22 protein-coding genes are annotated in these 23254 nt (G+C 69.9%); 9 read left to right on the top strand and 13 right to left on the bottom strand.

Translation table 11 applies throughout. From position 1 onward, the window contains the following. Positions 1–48: 48 nt before the first annotated feature. A complete protein-coding gene (locus tag ACFWP5_RS06080; RefSeq protein ID WP_384150912.1) occupies positions 49–1269 on the top strand; it encodes an exo-beta-N-acetylmuramidase NamZ domain-containing protein in 1221 nt (406 codons plus the stop codon). Between the two features lie 81 nt (positions 1270–1350). Next, positions 1351–2739 carry a serine-threonine protein kinase gene (locus tag ACFWP5_RS06075; RefSeq protein WP_384150909.1) on the top strand — a complete coding sequence of 463 codons (1389 nt, stop codon included), beginning with the start codon at positions 1351–1353 and terminating at the stop codon, positions 2737–2739. On the opposite strand, the gene ACFWP5_RS06070 is transcribed toward ACFWP5_RS06075, so the two are convergent. Next, the gene (locus tag ACFWP5_RS06070) at positions 2728–5511 is read right to left on the bottom strand and encodes a penicillin acylase family protein (RefSeq protein WP_384150907.1); all 2784 of its coding nucleotides are present in this window, start codon (positions 5509–5511) and stop codon (positions 2728–2730) included. The two genes, ACFWP5_RS06075 and ACFWP5_RS06070, sit on opposite strands and share 12 nt — an antisense overlap. 222 nt (positions 5512–5733) lie before the next feature. On the opposite strand from ACFWP5_RS06070, the gene ACFWP5_RS06065 reads away from it, so the two are divergent. Further along, the gene (locus ACFWP5_RS06065) at positions 5734–6336 is read left to right on the top strand and encodes a hypothetical protein (RefSeq protein WP_020684195.1); all 603 of its coding nucleotides are present in this window, start codon (positions 5734–5736) and stop codon (positions 6334–6336) included. Positions 6337–6505: 169 nt separating this feature from the next. On the opposite strand, the gene ACFWP5_RS06060 is transcribed toward ACFWP5_RS06065, so the two are convergent. Further along, on the bottom strand, positions 6506–6928 hold the full coding sequence (locus ACFWP5_RS06060; RefSeq protein ID WP_384150902.1) for a G1 family glutamic endopeptidase: 423 nt from the start codon (positions 6926–6928) through the stop codon (positions 6506–6508). Positions 6929–6996: 68 nt separating this feature from the next. Between ACFWP5_RS06060 and ACFWP5_RS06055 the strand changes: the two genes are divergently transcribed. The 3 genes from ACFWP5_RS06055 (at position 6997) to ACFWP5_RS06045 (ending at position 9599) form a co-directional block, all read left to right on the top strand. Beyond that, positions 6997–7569: a hypothetical protein gene (locus ACFWP5_RS06055; RefSeq protein ID WP_384150899.1), complete on the top strand. Its 573-nt coding sequence runs from the start codon at positions 6997–6999 to the stop codon at positions 7567–7569. A gap of 60 nt (positions 7570–7629) precedes the next feature. Next, a complete protein-coding gene (locus ACFWP5_RS06050) occupies positions 7630–8358 on the top strand; it encodes a 3-keto-5-aminohexanoate cleavage protein (protein WP_384150896.1) in 729 nt (242 codons plus the stop codon). Positions 8359–8501: 143 nt separating this feature from the next. Continuing rightward, positions 8502–9599 carry an RNA ligase (ATP) gene (locus ACFWP5_RS06045; RefSeq protein WP_384150893.1) on the top strand — a complete coding sequence of 366 codons (1098 nt, stop codon included), beginning with the start codon at positions 8502–8504 and terminating at the stop codon, positions 9597–9599. Positions 9600–9608: 9 nt separating this feature from the next. On the opposite strand, the gene soxR is transcribed toward ACFWP5_RS06045, so the two are convergent. Then, on the bottom strand, positions 9609–10136 hold the full coding sequence (soxR, locus tag ACFWP5_RS06040; RefSeq protein ID WP_384150891.1) for a redox-sensitive transcriptional activator SoxR: 528 nt from the start codon (positions 10134–10136) through the stop codon (positions 9609–9611). Between the two features lie 123 nt (positions 10137–10259). Here soxR and ACFWP5_RS06035 point away from each other — a divergent pair, with 123 nt between their 5' ends. Beyond that, on the top strand, positions 10260–10721 hold the full coding sequence (locus ACFWP5_RS06035; protein ID WP_384150888.1) for a MaoC family dehydratase: 462 nt from the start codon (positions 10260–10262) through the stop codon (positions 10719–10721). Positions 10722–10747: 26 nt separating this feature from the next. Here the strand turns inward: ACFWP5_RS06035 and ACFWP5_RS06030 are convergent, their stop codons facing one another. The 3 genes from ACFWP5_RS06030 to ACFWP5_RS06020 all read right to left on the bottom strand — a co-directional run bounded on the left by ACFWP5_RS06030 (position 10748) and on the right by ACFWP5_RS06020 (position 12934). Next, entirely contained in the window at positions 10748–11371 is a 624-nt protein-coding gene (locus ACFWP5_RS06030) for a TetR/AcrR family transcriptional regulator (protein ID WP_384150886.1), read from the bottom strand. 73 nt (positions 11372–11444) lie between these two features. Continuing rightward, positions 11445–11690 carry a YiaA/YiaB family inner membrane protein gene (locus ACFWP5_RS06025; protein ID WP_019059193.1) on the bottom strand — a complete coding sequence of 82 codons (246 nt, stop codon included), beginning with the start codon at positions 11688–11690 and terminating at the stop codon, positions 11445–11447. Between the two features lie 92 nt (positions 11691–11782). Next, positions 11783–12934 carry an acyl-CoA dehydrogenase family protein gene (locus ACFWP5_RS06020; protein ID WP_384150883.1) on the bottom strand — a complete coding sequence of 384 codons (1152 nt, stop codon included), beginning with the start codon at positions 12932–12934 and terminating at the stop codon, positions 11783–11785. Positions 12935–13028: 94 nt separating this feature from the next. Here ACFWP5_RS06020 and ACFWP5_RS06015 point away from each other — a divergent pair, with 94 nt between their 5' ends. Then, positions 13029–13667: a TetR/AcrR family transcriptional regulator gene (locus ACFWP5_RS06015; protein ID WP_384150880.1), complete on the top strand. Its 639-nt coding sequence runs from the start codon at positions 13029–13031 to the stop codon at positions 13665–13667. Between the two features lie 124 nt (positions 13668–13791). Here ACFWP5_RS06015 and ACFWP5_RS06010 read toward each other — a convergent pair whose 3' ends face one another. Then, positions 13792–14724: an acetamidase/formamidase family protein gene (locus ACFWP5_RS06010; protein WP_384150877.1), complete on the bottom strand. Its 933-nt coding sequence runs from the start codon at positions 14722–14724 to the stop codon at positions 13792–13794. A 190-nt stretch (positions 14725–14914) separates the two neighbouring features. Between ACFWP5_RS06010 and ACFWP5_RS06005 the strand changes: the two genes are divergently transcribed. Beyond that, the gene (locus ACFWP5_RS06005) at positions 14915–15850 is read left to right on the top strand and encodes a DMT family transporter (RefSeq protein WP_384150874.1); all 936 of its coding nucleotides are present in this window, start codon (positions 14915–14917) and stop codon (positions 15848–15850) included. A 10-nt stretch (positions 15851–15860) separates the two neighbouring features. Here the strand turns inward: ACFWP5_RS06005 and ACFWP5_RS06000 are convergent, their stop codons facing one another. From ACFWP5_RS06000 to ACFWP5_RS05975, 6 genes are all read right to left on the bottom strand, one after another. Continuing rightward, positions 15861–16943 (bottom strand): Zn-dependent alcohol dehydrogenase, encoded by a 1083-nt coding sequence (locus tag ACFWP5_RS06000; RefSeq protein WP_384150871.1) that lies wholly within the window; start codon positions 16941–16943, stop codon positions 15861–15863. A gap of 19 nt (positions 16944–16962) precedes the next feature. After that, positions 16963–18351, bottom strand: coding sequence for an aldehyde dehydrogenase family protein (locus ACFWP5_RS05995; RefSeq protein ID WP_384150868.1), 1389 nt, complete (start codon positions 18349–18351; stop codon positions 16963–16965). 98 nt (positions 18352–18449) lie between these two features. Then, positions 18450–18902, bottom strand: coding sequence for a DUF3574 domain-containing protein (locus tag ACFWP5_RS05990; protein WP_384150865.1), 453 nt, complete (start codon positions 18900–18902; stop codon positions 18450–18452). A gap of 20 nt (positions 18903–18922) precedes the next feature. Next, positions 18923–20257 (bottom strand): ABC transporter ATP-binding protein, encoded by a 1335-nt coding sequence (locus ACFWP5_RS05985; protein WP_384150862.1) that lies wholly within the window; start codon positions 20255–20257, stop codon positions 18923–18925. Positions 20258–20448: 191 nt separating this feature from the next. Continuing rightward, entirely contained in the window at positions 20449–21672 is a 1224-nt protein-coding gene (locus ACFWP5_RS05980) for an MFS transporter (protein WP_384150859.1), read from the bottom strand. A gap of 23 nt (positions 21673–21695) precedes the next feature. Continuing rightward, positions 21696–23153 carry a CitMHS family transporter gene (locus tag ACFWP5_RS05975; RefSeq protein ID WP_384150856.1) on the bottom strand — a complete coding sequence of 486 codons (1458 nt, stop codon included), beginning with the start codon at positions 23151–23153 and terminating at the stop codon, positions 21696–21698. Positions 23154–23254: the final 101 nt, after the last annotated feature.

Here is a 23254-nt window from a genome sequence, read left to right as displayed (position 1 = left end):
CGGACCCGCACCCTACGAACGACATGCGGCAGCGCCTACCGTGCCCACATGCCCCTCACCAGACGAACCCTCCTGGCAGCAACCCCGGCGGCAACCCTCACCCAAGCAACCACCAAGCCCCAGAACCTACGCACCGGCTTCGACCAACTGGCCGCACACGATTACGCCCAGCTCAGCAACCAACGAATCGGCATCGTCACCAACCCCACCGGCATCACCAGAGACACCCATCACATCGTCGACGTCATGCACGCCAGCCCCCACGTGAACCTAGTGGGGGTCTTCGGCCCCGAACACGGCTTCCGAGGCACCGCCCAAGCAGGCGGCTCCGAGGGCTACTACACCGACCCGGCAACCAAACTCCCGGTCTACGACACGTACTTGAAGAGCGGCCAGCCGCTCGCCGACATCTTCAGGACCTCCGCCGTGGACACCGTCGTCTTCGACATCCAGGACGTCGGCGCCCGTTTCTACACGTACATCTGGACCCTGTACGACTGCATGGAGGCGGCCCAGCTCGCCGGCAAACGCTTCGTCGTGCTCGACCGCCCCAACCCGGTGACCGGCCGCAGCGCCCAAGGCCCGGTCCTGCACAGGGAGTTCGCGACCTTCGTCGGCAGACAGCCGATCGCACAGGCGCATGGGATGACGGTCGCCGAGCTGGCCCGGTTGTTCAACGGGGAGTTCCTGACGACACCCGTACCGCTGGAGACCGTACTGATGACGGGCTGGAAGCGGTCGGAGTTCTACGACGCCTGGTCGCTTCCGTGGGTGCCGCCCAGCCCCAACATGCCGACGCCGGACACCGCGCTCGTGTATTCGGGGACGTGTCTCTTCGAGGGGACGAACCTGTCCGAGGGGCGCGGCACCACCCGACCCTTCGAACTGCTCGGCGCTGAGGGGATCGACGGGCGTTGGGCGGCCCAGGTGAATCAACTCGGGCTGCCCGGTGTGCACTTCAGGGAGGCGTACTTCGCACCGACGTTCTCCAAGTTCCAGGGCAAGACCGTCGGCGGGGTCCAGATCCATGTGCACGACCGGGCCGCGTACGACCCCGTGCGCACCGGGATCGCGCTGCTGGTGACCGCCAAGAAGGTGTGGAGCGGCTTCAGTTGGCGTTCCGACAACTGGATCGACAAGCTCACCGGGTCCGCCCGGGTGCGTACGGCGATCGACGCGGGCGCGAGCGCCGACGAGGTGGTGGCGGGCTGGCAGGAGGAGTTGAGGGCCTTCCGGCGGGTTCGAACTGAATACCTCCTCTACAAGTGACTCGCGACGTATGGCCAATCTTCACCGGTAGCGGGACGATGCGCCCACATCGCACCACTACGGGGAACAAGGAGGCCGGTCATGGCGGATCCGGCGATGAGCGTGAGTCCCTACTGGGAGTTGACCTTCGACGCCGACGGGGACGTCGACCAGGGAGAACGCGACCGGCTGCTGCGCGAGGTGCGGCAGCGCGGGGTCGCCGACCTGATCGTCTTCTCGCACGGGTGGAACAACCAACGCGCCGGCGCGACCCGGCTCTACAGCCGCTTCTTCGCCCCGATTCCGCGCCTCGCGCCCAAGGCCGCGATCGGGTACGTAGGCGTCATCTGGCCATCCATGGAGTTCCCGGACCAGCCGATTCCGGATTTCTCGCGGTCGGCCGTGGCCGCGGCACAACCATTGGCCGTGGCCGCCTCCGAGCCGGCGGCGTCTCCCGCGCTCGACGCCGACACCCGGCACGCGCTCCTCGACGCCTTCCCCGGCAAGGCGCCGGTGATCGACCAGATCGCCCGGATGCTGGACCAACAGCCGTCCCAGGACGCCGAGTTGGAGGAGTTCGGGCGGCTGGTGCGGACGCTGGTGGAGGTGGTGCCGCCGGGGCCGCAGGCGTTGTTCGGTGCGGACACGCTGGCGGAGGGAGTGCCGCAGTGCGAGCCGCGGATGTTCGCCGTCGGCTGCACGGCCGAGGTGTGCGAGCAGTTCGCGCAGGCGCTGGCCCACCTCGCGGCCCCGCAATCTCCGGGCCCGGTAACGGAGTTCGCGCTGTCGAACCCGTGGAAGGGTGCGCGGGAGCTGCTGCGGCAGGCGGCCTACTTCGCGATGAAGAGACGCGCGGGCACGGTCGGTGAGCGGGGTCTCGGCCCGGCGATCGGGCGGCTCGCGGCGGTGGCGCCGGAGGTGCGGGTGCATCTCGTGGGGCACAGCTTCGGCGGGCGTCTGGTGTCGTTCGCGCTCCGGGGTCTGCCCGAGGGAGTGCACTCGGTCAAGTCGGTGACGCTGCTCCAAGGGGCCTTCTCCCACTACGCGTTCGCGGCCCGGCTGCCGGACGACCCGCGTACCGGAGGTGTGCTGCAGGGCCAGCAGAACCGCGTCGACGGGCCGTTGGTGTGCTGCTACTCGCACTGCGACTCGGCGCTCGGCACGATCTACCCGCTGGCCTCGCGGATGGCGGACGACGACTGCTCGTTCGCCGCCGTCGACATCGGCCGGGTACTGGGCGACAAGTGGGGCGCGATGGGCCACGACGGGGTGCGGGCGGTGCCGGGCACCCACTCACTGAACCTGGCCGACGCCCTCAACTCCCCACTGCCTGCGTCGGGTTGTGTGAACGTCGACACCAGTGCGGTGGTGTGTCACGGCGATCCGCCGACGGGCGCGCACGGCGACATCGTGCATCCCGAACTCGCCCGGGTGGTGCTGGCGGCGGGCCGGATCGTCCGGCCCGCCGCAGCATCGGCGTCACCGGTGTGACGTGTACTCCACCACTTGCTGGAAGGTGGGCCGGTTCTGCCAACTGATGTTGGAGTGCTTGATGCCGCCGAGCGTCCGCTGGACGATCGAGTCGGCGCACCACTGGTCGCCCGCCGAGCACAGGGTGTCGCCCGGGTAGACCTGGGCCGCCGTCTGGCCGGCCGCGGTCTTCAGGGTGCTGATCAGGACGTCCCGGCAGGCGCTGAGGCTGCCGCCGCCGCAGTACTTCTGGTCGAGGCCGCCCTGCACGGTCTGCCCCAGCACCGCCCTGATGTCCTTGTCGACATAGCTCCACCAGCCGTACTGGAAGGAGCTACCGGCGTGTGCGCCGGTCGGGCCGTGTGCGGCCGACGGTGTCTCGTCGATGTACAGGTTGTTGGTGAAGGCCGTGTACAGGTCGGTGCCGAGGCCCGGTTGGAACTCGGCCTGCACGAGGGCCGGCCACCACGCGTCCAGGATGCGGATCGCGTCGGCGTTGGCGTAGGTCTTCGAACCGGCCGACGTCTCGGTGCGTTTGGCGCCCGCCGTGACCCACGCGGACAGTTTGCTGACCGCCGCCGCTGCCGTGGTGTCGGTCACCGTGGAGCTGTTGATGACCTGGAGGAGTTTCGGCAGGACGTCCTCGGCCCGCAGATCTTCGAGGGAGGCGTCCGACATCGCCTTCACCAGCGCGGTTCTGGTGACACCGCCCGCCGCGACCAGTTTCTTGACGCGGTCGTCGAGCAGATTGCCTCGATGGACCGAACCGTCGCCCCAGGAGGCGGTGGTGTAGTCGTCGGCCTGTTTGTTGTTCCAGGAGATGTAGTAGTCCTGGTCGATGGAGTTGGGGTGCTGGGACGCCGGTGTGTAGTCGGCGGTGTTGGTGGTCGGGTCCCAGTTCTTCCACTCGTAGGTCGACTGCCCCCACACCGGGAACTCGGCGTCGACACCGCTCGCGCGGACCGGGTTGTCACCGCTGTTGTAGTACGCGGTGTGCTGGGAGTCGGCGTAGAACCAGTTGAACGTGAAGTTGATGTGCTGCGCCGCGGTCTGGAAGGTCTGCGGACTCTTCACGTAGTCCGGGTCGTTGAGCATCTGGAAGCCGATGATCGAGTCGGCCTCGTGCATGTAGGACGAGCGCAGGGTGGTGTAGGCGACCTTTTTGCCGCCGACCGTCGCTCTGTATTCGACCGGCCCGTACTTCGTTTTCCAGACCTTCATCGTGTACGACCCCGCCGCGGTGCCGTCGGCGGTGGTGGGCTTCCAGGAGTTGGCCTGGTCGACCTCGTCCATGGCGGTGCAGGTGCCGTGGAAGAGGTAGTGGTAGTCGTCCGTGCACAGTTCGACGGCGTAGGTGTCGATGATGTCCTGGCCGGAGGTGGTCGCGCTCCACGAGTAGTCCTGGCCGCGGCCGAGTTCGACGTACATGCTCAGGCCCGCGAAGGAGGCGCCGCGGGCGCTGATGCCCGGGCCCTGGATCTCCTGGAGCATGAGCAACTGCGGTGCGAAGTAACCGGTCTGGGGTCCGAAGACGGCGATCGGATGGCCGCTCGCGGTGTATTTGCCGCTCACCACAAGGGCGTTGGACATGCCGCGCTTGGCCGAGCTGAGGGCGGTCGTTGCCGCCGCCTTGGACGCGGCGGTGGCGCTCGCGCCGGCTCCGGTGCCGGTGGCGTCGTAGACCAGTGGCTGCTGGACCACCGAGCCGGCGTCGGGCATGGCCTCGCCCACGGCGGTGGTGGGCTTGGTGGCGTACGGGAAGCTCTCGCCGTTGTGGACGGTGACCACGGCCTCGGGATCGTTGCGCTCGCGGAACGACTCCCAGGCCTTCGTGCCCTCCTCCACCCCGTACTTGGACTGGGCGGCGATCAGCGACAGCGCGTTGTTGACCTCGCCGCCACCGCCGGAGCCGAAGAGCGTGCCGATGACGGAGGCGAGTGCGACCAGGTCGGTGATCTTGAAGTGGTCGATCGTGCCCGCGTTGGTGATCGAGTCCTTGTGGCCGGTGAGGACGTACTCGCCGGGGAAGTAACGACCGCTGTCCGAGGCGTCGATGTAGGAGTTGATGCCGGCCAGATAGGCGTTGGCGTCGGCGAGTGCCTGCTGGCCGCGGGCGCCGTTGTTGGCGACGGCGTTGTCGATCTGGGACTGCAGATCGGCCTCGGTGTAGGGCGCGTTGCGGTAGAACTCCTGCTCAAGGCCCTGGTTGGAGGCCGCACCGCCCGCGAAGGTGGTCAGCTGACCGCGTCCGACGTGCCGGAAGACGTCCATCAGCCACAGCCGGTCCTCGGCGGCCGCGTATCCGGCGCCGTACTCGGTGCCGTAGCGCGTGGTGCCTGTGATGTGCGGCACACCGGTCTTCTTGTCGCGGACGATCGTCACGTCCGTGCGACCGCTCGGGTTCTCGGTCGAGGCGACCTGGTCGGATGCGACCCCGAACGACGCGTCGTTGAAGAAGTTGTTGATCTTCGCGTCGGTCAGCGTCGCGGCGCCGGTGGCCAGGTTGGCATACGGCCCGAGCTGGTCCTCGGCATGCGAGGGCTGCACGCCGAAGGCCTGGTTCAGGAGGATCTGGGCGAGGGTGGCGTTGCCGTTCTCGCCGGCCGGAAGGATGTCCGAGCACTGGCCGCCGCAGTAGTCGTTCGAGGCGGTCGCCGCCGCGGCCGTCCCCTGGGCAAGAGGAGACAAAAGGGCGGCAATGAGGGCGCATACGGATGCGGCCTTCAGGAACCCGGGGAATCTGCCGGGAGTTCTCAGTCTGTCGAGCAAGTTACGCGGGGTGCGCCGTGGCATGACAGCTCCTACCGACGGGGGGTGGTGCGGGACGTTACCGCCGGTATCCCCGAGATTGAAGATGAACATGCGTCAAGTTTTGGATCGGGGCAAGTGGCTTATGGGGGTCATCGGAAATCGGATGGAGCCAAATCGCTTGTCGATACGTCTATTCGGCGACGTCCGTTCGACGACGCCGAGGTGACCGAAGTACAGGTGCAGGTGTGACGGAGGTGCAGGGCGATGGCCGGTTTCCGGAGTCTGGCGAGACAGGTGCGAGACCCTCGGTGCGATCTGGCGCTGCGGCGCTACTCGCTGCGCAAATGCCTTGAGCGGTTCGCCCCTTACGGGCACAGGGCGACGTGGGACCACTTGAGCTCCCGGGCCGGGTTCGGACCCGAGGACCGCTCCCCCGACCCGGCGCGGCTCGTGGCCGCACTGGACGAGCTGGAGGAAGCGCGCAAGGTCTGGCTCGCCTACGAGGTCGGGTTCGCCGAACGCCGCAAGAAGGAGAAGCACGACGGGCTCCGCCGCCCGGGCACCGTGGACGACTGGCACCGGCTGACCTGGGGCGGCTTCGGCGTCGCCTGGTGCGACGACCCACGCCTCCACCCCCATGAGCCACTGGCCGAGGTGCTGCGACGGCTGATCGCCGCCCTGGAGCGCGAACCGGGTTCCGTGTGCCCGGTGTGCGCCGGGGAGCGCCTCCTGTGGAAGTACGACCTGGCCCACGAACCCTCCTCGGGCCCGGTCTGCACGGACTGCGGCATCGTCGTACCGCGTCCGGTGCTCACGCCCGAGGCCCTGGCGTACGCCAGGCGCGGACGGCTGCTGATGTCAGCGTGAGCGCTCCGCTTGAAGAACGGTGCTGAAGTGCGGGCCGGTGGGGGCTGGGCGCGCAGTTCCTCGCGCCCCTTCGGGGGCGCTGCCGAACCGCGTACGTGATGTGCGCGCGCAAAGGCCGAGGCTGCCGACGCGGACGCGTCGACAGCCTCGGGGATCACTGCGGAACGCGTCAGTTGGCCTTCCAGACGTCGGAGAAGCTGCCGCCGGAGATCGAGCCCGGCTGCGCCCGTACGGCGGAGCTGCTGCTCTTCGTCATGACGATCTCGTTCGGCGAGTAGGTGTCCAGGTTGCTGCCGTTGGCCTTGGCGCCGGTGAAGTTCACGGTGCCGAAGTTGGCGAGGCTCGCGACCGAGCCGCCGACCTCGGGCGCCTCGGCGACGACCTCGGCGGAGGCGTTCTTGAAGCCGGACGAGCCGGCGTGCGTCGTCGTCTTCGTCCAGCCCTCGGTGGAGTCGGCGAGGGTCATGGCGAAGGTCGACCCGCTGTAGGTCACCGTCGCGGTGAACTTGTCGCCGCCCTTGACCGTGACACCGGAGTACGCGCTCTCGGAGGCGGGCAGCACCTCCCCGGCCGAGGGGCCGCTGGCTGCCACCGGACGGCGACCACCCCGGTCTCGCCCGGGCCTGGTCGGACCACCATGACCTCACCGCCGCCCTCGCCGTGCTGGACACCCGCTGGGACGACAGCCTGACCCGGCTCAGCTGCCACAACCGTGTGGACGTGGACGCCGACCGCCGCGTCCGCTCGATGACCAGCCGACGCCTGCCGCGCGCCGAGGCGGACGGCGCGGACCGCTGGATCGCCCTGTACCGCCTCGATGCGCCGGGCACGCTGCCGTACTTCCGACTGGGGGCGCCGGCCCGGCTCGGCACGGTTGTCGAACTCCCCGAAGAGGGCCTGGTGGCGGCCGAGTTGCTCTTCGACAGCCCCTTGGCGCGCGGTGAGACCGTGATCGTCGACTACACGGTCGAGCACCGCGACCCACGTCCGTACTCCCAGCGCGCCGAGACCACGATCCACGTCCCGACGCGCGAACACCTCCTGGAGGTCCGCTTCGCGAAGGAGTGCCTGCCGCGCACGTGTTACTCCTTCCGCACGAACGGCCTCGATCCCCATCCCCGCGCCGCGCGACCACGCGAGCAACGGCTCCGGGTGGACGCGTCGGGGTCGGTGCACGCGGTGGCGCTGGGGGCGGGGCCTTGCCGGGTGGGGATTCGGTGGGTCTGGGGATGAGGAGGATCGGGGGTCGGCCGGCGGGCGCCCGTTGTCAGTGGCGGGTGACACCATCGAGGCATGGTGCAGGTCTGTCTCAACGGGGCCCGTGGGGTCGCCGACGGCTGGATGGTGCCGGTCTCGCCCGGGGCGTTGGCCGACTCCGTGGTCGAGGCTGTCGCGGCGGGGGCCACGGATGTCCACCTTCATCCCAAGTCCCCTTGCGGACATGACACGTTGTCGCCGCGCGTCCTCGCGGTGACGCTGGACGCGATACGGACGCGGGTACCCGTGCCGGTCGGCGTGACCACGGGCGCCTGGGCCGAACCGGACCCTGCGGCACGGGTGGAGCGGGTGCGGAACTGGACGGTCCTGCCCGACCACGCCTCGGTCAACTGGCACGAGCCGGGTGCCGAGGAGGTCGCGACGGCGCTGCTGGACCGGGGCGTAGGTGTGGAGGCGGGCATCTGGTCCGGCACGGACGGCGCCGCCCGGTTCACCGTCTCACCGCTCCGCTCGAAGGTGCTGCGGGTCCTGGCTGAGGTGACGGACCCGGACGAGAACACGGCCGAAGCGACCGCGCGCGCCCTCCTCTCCGACCTCGACTCCGCCCACGGCCGCCCGGTACTGCTGCACGGCGAGGACGCCGGCGCCTGGCCGGTACTCCGGCTCGCGGGACGCCTGGGCCTCGCGACGCGCATAGGCCTGGAGGACACGCTGTTCCTGCCGAACGGCGAACGGGCGCTGTCCAACGCTCAGTTGGTCGCCGAGGCGCTGGTCCAGTACGGGTGGGCCCAGCGCTCGGCGTAGGGCACAGGGCGAGGAGGACGTGCTGGAGGAATCCCGACGCTAGCAGCCGCTAATCCGGTCGCTCCACCCCTTTCCGATCAGGACAGTTGGGGGCGATGAAACACACCTGAGTACGACCCCCGGAACCGGAACGAGGAGTCCCGATGTCGACGCTGCGCGTCACCGCCGAAGTGCTGACCGTCCATGAACACCCGAACGCCGACGCCCTTGAGCTGGCCCAGGTCGGGCTGTACCGGGCCGTTGTCGCCAAGGGCGCGTTCCGCACCGGTGAGACCGCCGTCTACATCCCCGAGCAGTCCGTGCTCCCGGCCGACCTGATCGAGGAGTTGGGGCTCACCGGGCGTCTCGCGGGGAGCAACTCCGACCGGGTCAGGGCGGTGCGGCTGCGCGGTGAGCTGTCGCAGGGCATCGTGTGCCGGCCGAAGGCCCTCTCGGACGTCGATCTGGTCCGGGCCGCCCTGGACGGTACCGATTTCGCGGAGCGGCTCGGCATCGTCAAGTGGGTGCCGCCGATCCCGCCCACGATGGACGGTGACGTCGAGCACGCGCCCGATCTGCTGCCCTGGGTCGACATCGAGAACATCCAGCGGTTTCCCGGGATATTCGAACCGGGCGAGGCTGTGGTCCTGACCGAGAAACTGCACGGCTCCGCCTGCCTGTTGACCTACTTCGCCGAGGATTCGGGCGCAGACGAGGGCGACACCGAGGGCGACCGCGTGCAGGTCTCCTCGAAAGGCTTCGGCGCCAAGTCCCTTGCCCTGAAGGAGGATCCGCGCAACCTGTACTGGCGAGCCGTCCGCGGCCACGGTGTCCCCGAGGCCGCCGCCCGTCTCGCCGAGCGGCTCGGTGCGCGCCGGGTCGGGATCTTCGGCGAGGTGTACGGCGCGGGCGTGCAGGACCTGACGTACGGCGCCGACGGGCGGCGCGAGACGCTCGGGTACGCCGTGTTCGACGTGTCCGCCGAGATCGACGGTGTCGTCCGGTGGCTGGACCCGGCTGAACTCCTTGACGGGGAGCTGCCGTTGGTGCCACGGCTGTACGAGGGGCCGTACGACATCGAGCGGGTGCTGGAGGTCGCCAGCGGGCGGGAGACCGTGTCCGGGCGGGGGCTGCATCTGCGCGAGGGGGTCGTGATCCGTCCGGCGGCGGAGCGGTACAGCGCGGTGACCGGTGGACGGGCGATCGCCAAGGCCGTCAGCCCGGCGTATCTGACGCGGAAGGGCGGCACCGAGTACGAGTGAGCACCACGCTCAGTCGCGCGCCTCGGGCTCCGGACCCCGGTCCCGGTCCCGGTCCCGAGGGGCGCGGCCCTTGCGGCGCTCCCCCGGTTCCGTCATCAGGCGTGAACCCGCGCCCCGTTCGCCGACCACGTCGTCCGGGTTGGAGAGGACGCAGGTCGCCAGAGACAGGCAGCCGCAGCCGATGCAGTCGGTGAGGTGGTCGCGGAGGCGGTTGAGCTGCTTGATGCGTTCGTCGAGTTCGGAGCGCCAGGCCTCGGAGAGGCGCGCCCAGTCCTCGCGGGTCGGGGTGCGTTCCTCGGGGAGTTCGGCGAGCGCCTCGCGGATGGTGGCCAGCGGGATGCCGACGCGCTGGGCGGCCCGCACGAAGGCGACCCGGCGCAGGGTGTCACGGGTGTACCGGCGCTGGTTGCCCGTGGTGCGGCTGCTGCTGATCAGGCCCTTGGCCTCGTAGAAGTGCAGGGCGGAGACGGCGGCTCCGCTGCGTGCGGCGAGTTGGCCGACAGTCAGCTCGTGGATCTTCTCGGGGATCTGAGGCACCTGTCAGAGCCTACCCATCGCGTCACACCCGCGGTCCGTTGACAGCGGTCCCGCATCCGACCATGCTAAGCAGTTGCTTAGACATGCGATGACGCTGGATGACGCGAGAGGCCGGGACAGGACATGGCAGAGCCGAGGATCTTCACCTCCGTCGACGACCTGCGGGCGGCGGTCGGTGAGCAGTTGGGGCACACCGACTGGCTGGAGATCGACCAGAAGCGGATCGATCTGTTCGCGGACGCGACGGGCGACCACCAGTGGATCCATGTGGACCCGGAGAAGGCGGCGGCCGGCCCCTTCAAGACGACCATCGCGCACGGCTACCTCACCCTGTCGCTGCTCCCGCTCTTCGGACCGCAGCTGATCAAGGTCGAGGGCGTGACGATGGGCGTCAACTACGGGACGAACAAGGTCCGTTTCCCCGCCCCGGTCCCGGTCGACTCCCGGCTGCGCGCCACCGCGAAGGTCACCGGCGTCGACGACGTACCGGGCGGCGTCCAGGTGACCGTCGCCTTCACCGTGAAACGCGAGGGCGGCGACAAGCCGGTGTGCGTGGCCGAGTCGGTGTCGCGCTACTACCTCTGAGCGGCACAACCCCCGCACGGCGGCGGCTACTTGGCCCCCACCATCCGCAGCACGAGGTCGGCGTAGAGCGCGCCGACCTCGTCGGGCGTCCGCGGGCCGTCGAGGCTGAACCAGCGTGCCACGTCGATGCACAGCGACAGGATCGCGAGGGTCGTGCCCTTGACGTCCGGCACGTCGAAGGAGCCGTCCGCCACCCCGTCCTCGACGATCCCGAGCACCTCGGCGTCGACCTGCCGGCGCAGCGCGAGGATCTCGGCACGGGCGTCCGGGCCGAGCGAGTCGAGCTCGTACTGCACGACCCGCGCGGTGGTACGCCCGCCCGCGTGCCAGCGCACGAAGGAGCTCACGGCGTCCGCGAGCCGCTCGGCGGCACTGCCCTCGCGCCCCGCCGCCGTACGCAGGATGTCCAGGGCCTTCTCGTGGCCGATCCTGCTGATGCGGTGGAGCAGCTCTTCCTTGGTCTTGTAGTGGATGTAGAGCGCGGCCGGGCTCATCCCGGCGCGGCCGGCGATGTCCCGGGTGGTCGTCGCGTGGTAGCCGCGCTCGGCGAAGGCCTCCACGGCGGCGATCAGCAGTCGCCGGGCCGCGTCGGGCGTGACCTCTGCCCAGGCCTGCGGGTCGCCCGCGGTCGTCTCCTCCGCCGTACTCATCGCTCGTGAACCCCTCTCGGTGACAAGAGGTCCACCATACCGCCGAACCTGAGCGAGCGCTTAGTCTCCCCGCTCAGAGCTTTTCGAACGGGTTGTAGGTGGTACGCGCCGCGTCCTGCCGGTCCCGGATCACCTTGGCGAGGGTGAAGGAGGAGGTGACCAGATACAGGACGGCGATCGCGAGGAAGGCCCGTACCCAGGCGTCGGCGTGCAGCTTGAAGATGCCGATGGCGGTCGCCGCGATGGCGACGGAGAAGGAGGCGACGGCCTGGCCGTAGAAGGCGGCCGTGTTCTGCGGTTTGCCCGATGCTTCGCTCATGGGGAGAAGCATCGGCGGATACGGCCCCCACGGCATCCGTGCGGATACTCAACTCGCGTACTCAGAAAGGGCCTTCATCGGGAAGAACGGCCTCAGAACGCCGAAACGCCCGTCAGCGCACGCCCGATGAGCAGTTTCTGGATCTGGCTGGTGCCCTCGTAGAGGGTCATCACGCGGGCGTCGCGCAGCAGCTTTCCGGCCGGGTACTCGTCGATGTAGCCGTAGCCGCCGAAGACCTGGAGCGCGTTGTTCGCGGCGCGGACGGCCGCCTCCGAGGCGAAGAGCTTGGCCTTGGAGGACTCGGTGGCGAAGGGGAGCCCGCGGTCGATGAGGTCGGCGACCCGCCAGGTCAGCAGGCGGGCCGCGTCCACGTCGACGGCGATGTCGCTGATCAGTTCCTGGACGAGCTGGTGGTGGGCGATGGACTTGCCGAACTGCTCGCGCTCACCGGCGTAGCGGACGGCCACGTCGAGTGCGGCCTGGGCGATGCCGACACAGCCCGCCGCGACCGACATCCGGCCCTTCGCCAAAGCCGACATGGCGACCGAGAAGCCCTTGCCCTCGGGAGCGAGCATCGTGGAGGAGGGGACACGGACGTCTTCGAGGACGAGTTCGGCGGTGGCCTGGCCGCGCAGGCCGAGCTTGCCGTGGATGGTGCGGCGGGTCAGGCCGGGGGTGTCGGTCGGCACGAGGAAGGCGGAGACGCCCTTGTGTCCGGGGGCGTCGGTCGAGCGCGCGAACAGGAGCACCACATCGGCCCAAGTCCCGTTCGTGATGAACATCTTGGTGCCGTTGATGACGTAGTCGTCGCCGTCCCGGACCGCCCGGGTGGTGAGGTTGCCCGCGTCGGAGCCGGTGCCGGGTTCGGTGAGGCCGAAGCAGCCGACGTACTCGCCGGAGGTGAGCCCCGGCAGCCAGCGCCGCTTCTGCTCCTCGCTCCCCCAGCCGGCGATCGACTTCGCGACCAGCCCGAGTGACACGGAGACGATGCCGCGCACGGAGGAATCCCCGCGCCCGAGCTCCTCGGTGACCAGGCAGTACGCGAGATGGTCACCGCCCGAGCCGCCGTACTCCTCGTCGACGGTGAGCCCCAGGAAGCCGACCCCGCCGAGCTTCTTGACGATCGAGCGGTCGACCTCCTCGGCGCGGTCCCAGGCGATGACGTGCGGGGCGACCTCGCGGTCCACGAAGTCGTTGGCGAGCCGCCGTACGGCCTCCTGCTCCTCGCTGAGCTCCAGGTTCATGGCACGTCACCCCAAGTCGAAAGCCGTACGGAGAAGAACCGCACATTTAAATTAGCACTGCTAGTTTCGGTCGCGCAGCCCTACTATGTGCGCCATGGCCCGACCGCGCAAGCCCCTCCTCAGCACCGACCGGATCGTCGAGACGGCCCGCGTACTGGTGGACGCGGAGGGCCTCGCGGCCGTGTCCACGCGTCGGCTCGCCGCGGAGCTGGGGGTGAGCGGGCCCTCGCTGTACAACCACTTCCGCACGAAGGACCAGATCCTGGAGGCGGTCGCGGACTCGGTGAGCGCGCAGGTCGACCTGTCGATGTTCGAGGACGGGCGGGACTGGCGTACCGCGCTGCACGACTGGGCCGTGTCCTATCGGTCCGCTCTGCGCGATCATCCGAACATCGTGCCGGTTCTTGCGACGGGGCCGGGGCGGCGGCCGGCTGGGTTGCGGCTTGCTGACGCGGTGTATGGAGCGATGGTCGACGCGGGGTGGCCTCCGGCTCAGGCCACGTCCATCGGGGCGTTGATGCGGTACTTCATCATGGGGTCCGCGCTGGGGTCGTTCGCCGGGGGTTTCGTGGACGACGAGAGTGCGTACGATCCCGCCGACTATCCGCATCTTGGGCAGGCCCATCTTCTTGCCGAGCAGCAGGAGAAGGTGGATGAGCGGGCCTTTGAGACGGGGCTTGCTGCGCTGCTGGAGGGGTTGGCGGGGCAGTTCTCGGAAGTGGCCGGTCGGTAGGGGCGGCTATGGGGGTGGGGGCTCTGTGGTGTGCCGAGTGCCGCTGCGTTGTGGCTGGGTGCGCCCGCGCGGCGGAGCCGCATGTCGATACAGCCCCGCGCCCCTTCGAAGCGCACCCCCTGTCTCAAAGTGCGCGGAGGATCGCCTTCGGTAGGTACGCCGAGACGATCCAGTTCGGGGCGTCCACCACCTCTGTGATTCTCAGGTCTACGGCGACGCTGCACAGGACGTAGGCGTCGATCGGGGCGAGGCCGTAGCGGGTGGCCAGGTGGTCGATCATGGCGCGGGTTGCGTCCTGGGCGGCTCGCATGAGGTCGGGGGCCACGCCCATCGTGGCGTAGTGGCCGGCTCGGTCGGTGTCCGTGCGGAGGGGGCCCGCTGTCTCGAATTGAGGGGCCGCTATCCGTCGGCCCTTGTGCAGGCGGATCCTTGCCGCGCCCGACAAGGACGCCTCGATCGCGCTCACGCACAACTCGCCGTCGCCCTGGGCCGCATGGGGATCGCCGAGGCTGAGGCGGGCGCCGGGTACCTGGACCGGGAGGTAGAGCTTGGTGCCGACGACCAGGTCCCGGCAGTCGACGTTGCCGCCGAAGTGGCCCGGCGGGAGGACGCTTTGGGGTTCGGTGACGTCCGGGCAGACCCCAACCACCCCGCAGAAGGGGCGGATTGGGATGTCGGCCACGTCGAGGAAGTTGGCCGTGTCTCCGCCGGTCAGGTCCCACAGGTGGAGGTGTGCGTCGGGGAAGTCCTCGCTGAGCAGGCCCAGCCCCGGGAGTACGGCCGTCCAGCCCCAGTCGACCGACCGCAGTTCCAGGAACTCCACCTCCAGGACATCGCCCGGTTCGGCGTCCTTGACCGTGACGGGTCCGGCGAGTGGATAGACGCGGTCCCAGTCGAAACCGGCTACTGCCTCGACGGTCGACGTCGGGTCGAACTGTCCGTCCGTGGCCTCGGTGAGGTCGAACGACACGGTGTCGCCGTCCTCGACCTCCAGCACGGGCTCGTGCTCGGTCGACCACAGGCGATGCGCTTGCTTCGGTACGGAGTGGTGGCTCATCGGACCCGTCCTCACCTGTCGATACGCGTCGGTACGTGTCGGCACGTGTTCCGGACTCTGCCCGCAGAGCAAGACCCTCGTCAAGCCTCGCAGGCAATAATTCTGACCCCACAGGCATCACATCCTCGCCCCGACGACCGCGTCCGATTTCCGCCAGCGGTGCATGCGCGTCGCCGCCTAACCTCGGGACATGACAAAATCCCTCCTCCGTACCGAACGGGCAGCCGCCGCAGCCGCTGTCGTCACCGTCGTGCTGTGGGCCTCCGCGTTCGTTTCCATCCGGAGTGCGGGGTCCGCCTACTCGCCGGGCGCGCTGGCGCTGGGGCGGCTGGCGAGCGGGGCGTTGACGCTGGGCGTGATCTCGCTCGTACGGCGGTCGGGGGTGCCACCGCGGTCCGCCTGGCGGGGGATCGCGATCTCGGGCGTGCTGTGGTTCGGCTTCTACATGGTCGTCCTGAACTGGGGCGAGCAGCAGGTCGACGCCGGTACCGCTGCCCTCGTCGTGAACATCGGGCCGATTCTCATCGCCCTGCTCGGCTCACGGCTGCTCGGGGACGCGATGCCGCCGCGGCTGCTCGCGGGGATGGGGGTGTCGTTCGCCGGTGCGGTGACCGTGGGGCTGTCGATGTCGGGCAACGGCGGTTCGTCCGTGCTCGGTGTGGCGCTGTGTCTGCTCGCGGCGGTCGCGTACGCCGGCGGGGTCGTCGCCCAGAAACCGGCCCTCGCCCGGGCGAGCGCGCTCCAGGCGACGACGTTCGGGTGCCTCGTCGGGGCCGTGATGTGCCTGCCGTTCGCCGGACAGCTCATCCACCAGGCGGCCGACGCGCCCGTCTCCGCCACCCTCAACATGGTCTACCTGGGCGTCTTCCCGACCGCCCTCGCCTTCACTACGTGGGCATACGCCCTCGCCCGGACGACCGCCAGCAAGATGGGCGCGACCACGTACGCCGTGCCCGCGCTGGTCGTCCTGATGTCGTGGCTGGTGCTCGGCGAGGTGCCGGGGCTGCTCACGCTGGCGGGCGGGGTGCTGTGTCTGGCGGGCGTGGCGGTGTCGCGGTCCCGGCCCCGGGCGAAGGCGGAGCGGGCCGCGGCTGCCACTGAGCCGCAGCCCGAACAGGTGCCGTAGACAAGGGCGTTCAGAACACCACCAGCGCCCGTCCGCCCTTCCCCGCCACCATGTTCTCGAACGCCGCCGGAATCCCGTCCAGCGCGATCCGTTCCGTCACCAGCGCGCCCAGGTCCAGGCGGCCGGCCCGGACGTGCTCGGCGAGTACCGGCAGGTCCTTCGCCGGGTCGGAGTTGCCGTAGACGCAGCCGCTCAACGTCCGTCCCCAGTGGAAGAGTTCGAGGGCGTTGAAGGTGACCTGCTGGTCCTTGCCCCCGATGCCGACGACCGTGGTGCGGCCGCCGCGGCGGGTGGACTCCCAGGCGGTGCGGATGGTGACCGCGCGGCCGACGCATTCGACGGCGACGTCCACACCCTGTTTTCCGGTGAGGGCGCGGATCTCTCGGGCCGTGTTCTCGGAGGCGACCACATAGTCCGTCGCCCCGGCCGCGCGCGCCAACTCCTCCTTCTCCGGGGAGACATCGACGGCGACGATCGTCGTGGCGCCCGCGATCCGGGCCGACTGGAGGGTGGCGAGGCCGACTCCGCCGACACCGAAGACGGCGACCGTCTCGCCCTCCCGTACCTGCGCCGAGTGGTGGATCGCCCCGTAGCCGGTGAGGACGGCGCAGCCGAGGAGGGCCGCGTCCGTCAACGGGATTCCGTCCGGTAGGGGCAGGACACAAGACGCCGGTACGACCGTCTCCTCGGCGAACGCCGCGACGTTCAGGCCGGGGTGGAGGTCGCTGCCGTCGGAGGCGCGGTGGGCGTAGACGTCGGCGGCGCCGTTGAGGGCGTTGGCGCAGAGCCAGACCTCGCCGAGCGTGCAGGCGTGGCAGGTGCCGCAGGACGGAGCCCAGTTGAGGATGACCGAAGTGCCGGGTGAGACGTGGGTGACGCCTTCTCCTACGGCTACGACCGTGCCCGCACCCTCGTGGCCGAGGACCGCGGGGACCGGCACGCGCATCGTGCCGTTGGTCAGGGACAGGTCGGAGTGGCAGACCCCGGCGGCGGCGAGGCGGATGCGGACCTGGCCGGGGCCGGGGTCCGGGAGGTCGATCTCGGCGATCTCCAACGGGGCGCCCACGGCGGGCAGTACGGCGGCGCGAACCATGCGAGGACTCCTGACGGGTCTAGAACTGAAGGGACTTGGTCTGGAGGTACTCGGACAGCCCGTGCGCACCGAGTTCCCGGCCCACGCCCGACTGCTTGTAACCCCCGAACGGGGCACGGGGGTTGAACCGTCCGCCGTTGATGTCCACCTGCCCGGTCTCCAACCGGCGTGCGAACGCGACCGCTTCGGCCTCGTCACCCGCCCACACCGCGCCCGCCAGACCGTAGACCGTGCCGTTGGCGATGCGGACGGCGTCGTCCTCGTCGTCGTAGCGGAGGATCGAGAGGACCGGGCCGAAGATCTCCTCCTGCGCGATCGTCATGTCGGGGGTGACGTCGGCGAAGACGGTCGGGCTGATGAAGTAGCCCTGCGGGGACGGGGATTCGGGGCCGCCCGCCACCAGCCGCGCGCCTTCCGCGACACCCTTCTCGATGTAACTCCGCACCCTCGCCCGCTGTTTGGCGTTCACGACCGGGCCGATGCGGTCGCCGTACTTGGCGGCGGCCGTTGCGGCCAGCTCCACCGCCTCGTCGTACTGGTCCCGGTGGACGAGCATGCGGGTCCAAGCGCTGCATGTCTGGCCGGAGTTGGACATCACGTTGGCGACGCCGACGTTGACGGCCTTGGCGAGGTCGGCGCTCGGCAGGATGACGTTGGCGGACTTGCCGCCCAGTTCGAGGGCGACCTTCTTGACGGCGGCACCGGCTGTCGCGCCGATCCGGCGGCCCACCGCCGTGGAGCCGGTGAAGGAGACCAGGTCGACGCCCGGGTGCTCGGCGAGGGCCTGGCCGGCGACCGGGCCGAGGCCGGTGACGAGGTTGAAGACGCCGGCCGGGATGCCCGCCTCGTCGACCGCCTCGGCGAACAACTGGGCGGTGAGCGGGGTGTCTTCGGCGGGCTTCAGCACCACCGTGCAGCCTGCCGCGAGGGCGGGGGCGACCTTGGCGACGATCTGATGGAGGGGGTAGTTCCAGGGGGTGATCGCGCCGACCACGCCGATCGGTTCCTGGTAGACCGTCGAGTTGCCGACCTTCTCCTCGAAGGCGTGGGTCGCGGCGAGTTCGGCGTACGAGCCCGCTACCGCGATCGGCACGCCCGCGTGGACGGCCTGCGAGAAGGCGAGCGGGGAGCCGAGTTCGGCGGTGACCGTCTCGGCGATCTCGTCCTTGCGGGACACGAGCACGTCCCGCAGAGCCGCCAGCCGCGCGGCGCGTTCGGCGGGCGGGGTCGCGGCCCAGCCCGGGAGGGCGGCACGGGCGGCCCGTACGGCGGCGTCGACGTCCTCGGCGGTACCGGCCGGGACGCGGTCGATCACCTGCTCGTCGACCGGGTTCACCACGTCGATGGTCTCCCCGCCCGCGGCGGGGCGCCAGGCGCCGTCGATGTACATGCCGTCGTGTGCCTTCATCGTGCTGCCTCCCGGGCGTGACTACGTCGTCCGCCTCACAAACTAGCGATGTTAGTTTTCCGGCGCCAGGGACCCCGGGTCACGGACGCGCGGACACCTCAGAAATCGGCCCGGGTCCGGTCGTCCACCCGGCCGACCGCCTCCTGCGCGAAGGCCTTCTCGTACGCCCGCCGGACCTCCTCGATCTTGCGGTCGTTCGCGCCCGCCGCCGCCACCGGATACAGCAGGATCAGCTCGTACGACCGCTCCTTCTCGATCCGCCCGTTCGCGTCCCGCCACTGCCCGCGCCCGTTCTGCACGGTGAGCCCGTCCGGGAAGTCGGGCGTGACCTCCTTGTCGACGAAGGCCATGAACTGCCGGTCGGTGACGGCCGGTCCACCGTCCGGCCGCTCGGTACCGAAGAAGAGCTGCGTCTCGACGTACGGCGTTCCGCGCGTCGGCGCGGGAGCGGTTTCCGTATCAAGGCTCGCGTAGGCGGTGGGGGCTGCGGCGGCCAGGAGGAGGCCGGCGATCGCGAGAGCTGCCCGGTTTCGGGTGAAGTGCACGTTCATGCCCTTATCCGTACCGGGCGTCACTCCTCCAGGTCGGGCAGCCGCGCCGGGGCGGGTGAGATCCGTTCGCCGTGCTGGTCGAAGACGAACAGGTGGGCTATGTCGACGAGGAGCGGGACCTGCATGCCGTGGCGGAGTTCGATGTCGGGGGTGGTGCGGACGACGAGGTCGCCGGGGAGGCGGCCCTCGGGCGGTACGGGATCCGCCTGCGCGTCCGCCGAGTGGTCCAGGACCACCACAGGGCCGGCGCGCAGCAGGCCCACGCGTTCCCGCAGCCGGCCCAGGACGCCGCCCTCGCGTCTACGGCGACGGACCGGGCGGGCGGGGCGCGGGGCCTCCAACTCCGGTACGAGGGCGGGCCGGGAGCCGGTGTTGAAGTGGACGAGGACCTCGTGGCCCTGGAACTCGACGTGCTCGACGAGGCCGCTGATGGCCACCTCGCCGGGGCGGGCGGCGGCGGGCTTGGCGATGCGTACGGCCTCGGAGCGCAGGCCGACGATGACCTCGCGGCCCTGTTGGACGCGGAGCAACTGGTGGTCCAGGCACAGGGGTTCGGGCAGCCGGAGGTACTGCTTGCCGAGGCTGATGGTCATCGCGCCGTCCAACGGGGCCCGGACCAGGCCGCGCAGGAGGTTGATGCGCGGGGTGCCGATGAAGGCGGCGACGAAGACGTTGCGGGGCAGGGCGTACACCGAGCGGGGGGTGCCGACCTGCTGGAGGATTCCGCCGCGCAGGACGGCGACCCGGTCGCCCAGCGACATGGCCTCGGCCTGGTCGTGGGTGACGTAGACCGTGGTGACGCCCAACTTGCGGGTGAGGGAGGAGATTTCGGCGCGCAGGTGGTTGCGGAGTTTGGCGTCGAGGTTGGAGAGCGGCTCGTCCATCAGGAAGGCGGAGGGGTGACGGGCGATGGCGCGGCCCATGGCGACGCGCTGGCGTTCGCCGCCGGAGAGCTGGCCGGGGAAGCGTTCCAGGAGGTCCTCGATGCCCAGCATGCGGGCGGTGGCGTCCACGCGGGCGCGCGGGTCCTCGCCGGGGGTCTCGATGCGCAGCGGGAAACCGATGTTGTCGCGGCTGGTCATGCTCGGGTAGAGGGCGAAGTTCTGGAACACCATCGCTATGTCCCGTTCGGAGGGGGCGAGTTCGTTGGAGTACTCGCCGTCGAGCCTCAACTCGCCCTCGGTGATCTGCTCCAGACCGGCGATCATTCTCAGCACCGTCGACTTGCCGCACCCGGACGGCCCGAGCAGGACGAGGAACTCCCCCGGCGCGATGTCCAGCGACAACCGGTCCACCACGCGGACGCCTCGCGTGTAGGCCTTGCTCACGTCGTGCAGGGAGATGGCGCGTGTCATGACGAGTGCCCCCGGGGGCTCACTTGGGCGACGGTGCTCCGCGGTCCGATCACCTCGTACGGGTCGTACGAGGCTTGTGAGTCACGGAAGCTAACGGAATGCGCACGCCCGGGGGAAGAGACCGGACGGGATCGGGCGTGTCGGTCCGGGTGGTGAGAAAACGGACGATCGCGTTCAGGCCATGTACCGCTTCACCGAACCCGGTTGCGCGCCTTCAAGGTGTCGCCGACTCCGGCCGCGTCCCGGGACGTTCTCGCCGGTGAGCGCAGCGCGACCCCCGCCGACAGCACCAGCAGCGCGCCGAGCATCACGAACGGCGCGGCCACGCCAGCGACTCCGGCGACGAGACCGGCGCCTGCGGGTGCGGCGACCTGGCCGAGGCGGTTGCCGGTGAGCCGTAGGGCGAGGGCGGTGGAGCGGGCGTCGTCGGGGGCGGCCTGCACGACCGTCGTCATGGAGAGGGGCTGGCCGACTCCGAGGCAGAAGCCCAGGATCGCGAGCATCAGGCCGATGGCCCACACCGGGAGCGGCAGTGCGATGCCCGCGCACAGGACGCCCGCCAGGAGACAGGTCGCGGTCAACAGCGCGGCCCGGCCCAGGAGTTGGAGCAGCGGGGTCAGGACCAGTCGGCACGCGATGGTGGCCGCCGCGCGGATGCTGAGCAGTATGCCGATCACGGCGGGCGCGATGCCCCGGTGCTCGCCGACCACCGGGAGGTAGGCGGTGAGGATGTCGGTCGCGGACAGCACGGAGAGGCTGACGAAGATGCCCGCGGGGACGCCCCGGGCGCCCAGGATGCTGCGCATGGGCACGCGTTCGCCTTGCTCCGTACGGGACTTGACGGTCGTACGGTCCTCGATGCGCCACAGCGACGTGAACGACACGGCGGCGCCCGCGCCCGCGACGAGGAGGGCGAGCGCGCTGGTGCCGGCCATGTCGGAGCCGCCGATCAGGGCGCCCGCGGCGATGGGGCCGATGAGCTGGCCGAGGGAGGCGCCGATGGTGAAGTGGCCGAAGTTGCGGTCCTGTTCGTGCGGGGCGGACTGGCGGGCGACGAGCGACTGGGCGCCGATCACGAAGCAGAGGTGGCCCAGGCCCATCACCCCGCTCCACATCGCCATCGCCCAGAGGGAGTTGGCCAGTCCGCTGAGCGCGCAGCCGCCGGAGATCAGGACCACGCCGACGGGCAGGAGCGGTGCGCAGCGGCCGTGGTCGGTGCGGCGGCCGAGCGGTACGGCGGCGAACAGCGGGAGCAGCGCGTACACGCCCGCGATGACGCCGATCGCCCGCTCGTCCGCGCCGAGCGCGAGGGCCCGGTAGGAGACGGCCGGACGGGCCATCGACACCGCCCCCTGCGTGAAGCTGAAGGCGATGACGAGGCGGAGCAGCCAGCCGCGGTTCCTGCCGGGCGCCATGACGAGGTCCCTTGTCCCGTGGGTCAGATGATGCCGAACAGGATTCCTGCCCCGAGCACCACCAGTGATGTCAGGGCGGCCCACTTGACGACGAACCTGGTGTGGTCGCCGAACTCGACCTTGGCCATGCCGACCAGGACGTACACGGCGGGCACGAGCGGGCTCGACATGTGCAGCGGCTGGCCGACGAGGGAGGCGCGGGCGATCTCCAGGGAGGAGACGCCGTGCGCCTGGCCGGCCTCGGCGAGGACGGGGAGGATACCGAAGTAGAAGCCGTCGTTCGACATGAAGTACGTGAGCGGGATGCTGAGCACGCCGGTCACGAAGGCCATGTGCGGGCCCATGCCGTCGGGGATGTTGTCGACCAGCCAGGTGGCCATGTGGTCGACCATGCCGGTGCCCTGGAGGACGCCGGTGAAGACGGCGGCGGCGAAGACCATGCCTGAGACGTTGAGGACGTTCTCGGCGTGGGCGCCGAGGCGGGCCTTCTGGTCGGGCATGTGGGGGAAGTTGACGGTCAGGGCGAGCGCGGCACCGAGCAGGAAGAGGACCGGGATCGGCAGCAACTCCATGATCATGGCGGTGAGCAGGGTGACCGTGAGCAGCGCGTTGAACCAATAGAGCTTGGGGCGCAGGGTGGCGCGGTCGGGGTCGAGGCCCTGGAAACCGTCGTCCTCGCCGTCCTCGTCGGGGAGTTCGGCGTCCGCGTCCGTGCCGGAGCCCGAACCGCCCGTCGGCGCCTGCTTGTCGGTGCCCTCACCGCCGGTACCGGCCTGCTTGCCGCCCGCCCGGCCCTGCTGGTCGCCGCCGGCACCCACGAGCACCGTCTCGGCCTCCTGCGGCTCCAGCACCTCGTCCAGCGTGAGCACGCCGAGCCGCTTGCGCTCACGGCGGCCGAGGACGTACGAGAGGAGGAGAACCGCCAGCATGCCCACGGCGAGAGCCGGGATCATCGGGACGAAGATGTCGCTGGCGCTGACCTTGAGGGCGGTCGCGGCGCGGGCGGTGGGGCCGCCCCAAGGGAGCGTGTTCATCACGCCGTTGGCCATCGCGGCGACACCGGTCATCACGACGAGGCTCATCTTGAGGCGTTTGTACAGCGGGTACATCGCCGAGACCGTGATCATGAAGGTGGTCGAGCCGTCGCCGTCCAGGGAGACGATCGCGGCGAGGACCGCCGTACCGACGACGATGCGCAGCGGATCCGCCTTGCAGAACTTGAGGATCCCCCGCACGATCGGGTCGAAGAGACCCACGTCGATCATCACACCGAAGTAGACGATCGCGAACATGAGCATCGCCGCGGTGGGCGCGAGGCTGGTGACGCCGTCGATGACGTAGTCGCCAAGCTTGGCGCCCTTTCCGACGAAGACGCAGAACAGCGCCGGTATCAGCACGAGCGCCGCGATCGGCGACATCTTCTTCAGCATGATCAGGACCAGGAAGGTCGCGATCATGGTGAAGCCGAGGATGGTCAGCATGAGTGGAACACCTAACGTTCGCCTTTGAACTCCCACCAGGGGCGGCGGTCCGACGACGTTAGGTCGCGCAAAGCTGCGTTAACAAGATGTTGACGTGCGAG

The sequence above is a fragment of the Streptomyces sp. NPDC058469 genome (assembly GCF_042721125.1).
In the GTDB taxonomy this organism is placed as follows: domain Bacteria; phylum Actinomycetota; class Actinomycetes; order Streptomycetales; family Streptomycetaceae; genus Streptomyces.
This window is presented reverse-complemented; position numbering and strand designations above follow the sequence as displayed.

Coding starts and splice junctions, on each gene's coding strand:
- ACFWP5_RS06070 (WP_384150907.1), bottom strand. CDS start 5,511: ATGCCACGGCGCACCCCGCGTAACTTGCTCGACAGACTGAGAACTCCC.
- ACFWP5_RS06020 (WP_384150883.1), bottom strand. CDS start 12,934: ATGAACCTGGAGCTCAGCGAGGAGCAGGAGGCCGTACGGCGGCTCGCC.
- ACFWP5_RS06025 (WP_019059193.1), bottom strand. CDS start 11,690: ATGAGCGAAGCATCGGGCAAACCGCAGAACACGGCCGCCTTCTACGGC.
- ACFWP5_RS06075 (WP_384150909.1), top strand. CDS start 1,351: ATGGCGGATCCGGCGATGAGCGTGAGTCCCTACTGGGAGTTGACCTTC.
- ACFWP5_RS06045 (WP_384150893.1), top strand. CDS start 8,502: ATGTCGACGCTGCGCGTCACCGCCGAAGTGCTGACCGTCCATGAACAC.
- ACFWP5_RS06010 (WP_384150877.1), bottom strand. CDS start 14,724: ATGAGCCACCACTCCGTACCGAAGCAAGCGCATCGCCTGTGGTCGACC.
- ACFWP5_RS05995 (WP_384150868.1), bottom strand. CDS start 18,351: ATGAAGGCACACGACGGCATGTACATCGACGGCGCCTGGCGCCCCGCC.
- ACFWP5_RS05980 (WP_384150859.1), bottom strand. CDS start 21,672: ATGGCGCCCGGCAGGAACCGCGGCTGGCTGCTCCGCCTCGTCATCGCC.
- ACFWP5_RS06030 (WP_384150886.1), bottom strand. CDS start 11,371: ATGAGTACGGCGGAGGAGACGACCGCGGGCGACCCGCAGGCCTGGGCA.
- ACFWP5_RS05990 (WP_384150865.1), bottom strand. CDS start 18,902: ATGAACGTGCACTTCACCCGAAACCGGGCAGCTCTCGCGATCGCCGGC.
- ACFWP5_RS05985 (WP_384150862.1), bottom strand. CDS start 20,257: ATGACACGCGCCATCTCCCTGCACGACGTGAGCAAGGCCTACACGCGA.
- ACFWP5_RS06050 (WP_384150896.1), top strand. CDS start 7,630: ATGGTGCAGGTCTGTCTCAACGGGGCCCGTGGGGTCGCCGACGGCTGG.
- ACFWP5_RS06005 (WP_384150874.1), top strand. CDS start 14,915: ATGACAAAATCCCTCCTCCGTACCGAACGGGCAGCCGCCGCAGCCGCT.
- ACFWP5_RS06065 (WP_020684195.1), top strand. CDS start 5,734: ATGGCCGGTTTCCGGAGTCTGGCGAGACAGGTGCGAGACCCTCGGTGC.
- ACFWP5_RS05975 (WP_384150856.1), bottom strand. CDS start 23,153: ATGCTGACCATCCTCGGCTTCACCATGATCGCGACCTTCCTGGTCCTG.
- ACFWP5_RS06080 (WP_384150912.1), top strand. CDS start 49: ATGCCCCTCACCAGACGAACCCTCCTGGCAGCAACCCCGGCGGCAACC.
- ACFWP5_RS06000 (WP_384150871.1), bottom strand. CDS start 16,943: ATGGTTCGCGCCGCCGTACTGCCCGCCGTGGGCGCCCCGTTGGAGATC.
- ACFWP5_RS06015 (WP_384150880.1), top strand. CDS start 13,029: ATGGCCCGACCGCGCAAGCCCCTCCTCAGCACCGACCGGATCGTCGAG.
- ACFWP5_RS06035 (WP_384150888.1), top strand. CDS start 10,260: ATGGCAGAGCCGAGGATCTTCACCTCCGTCGACGACCTGCGGGCGGCG.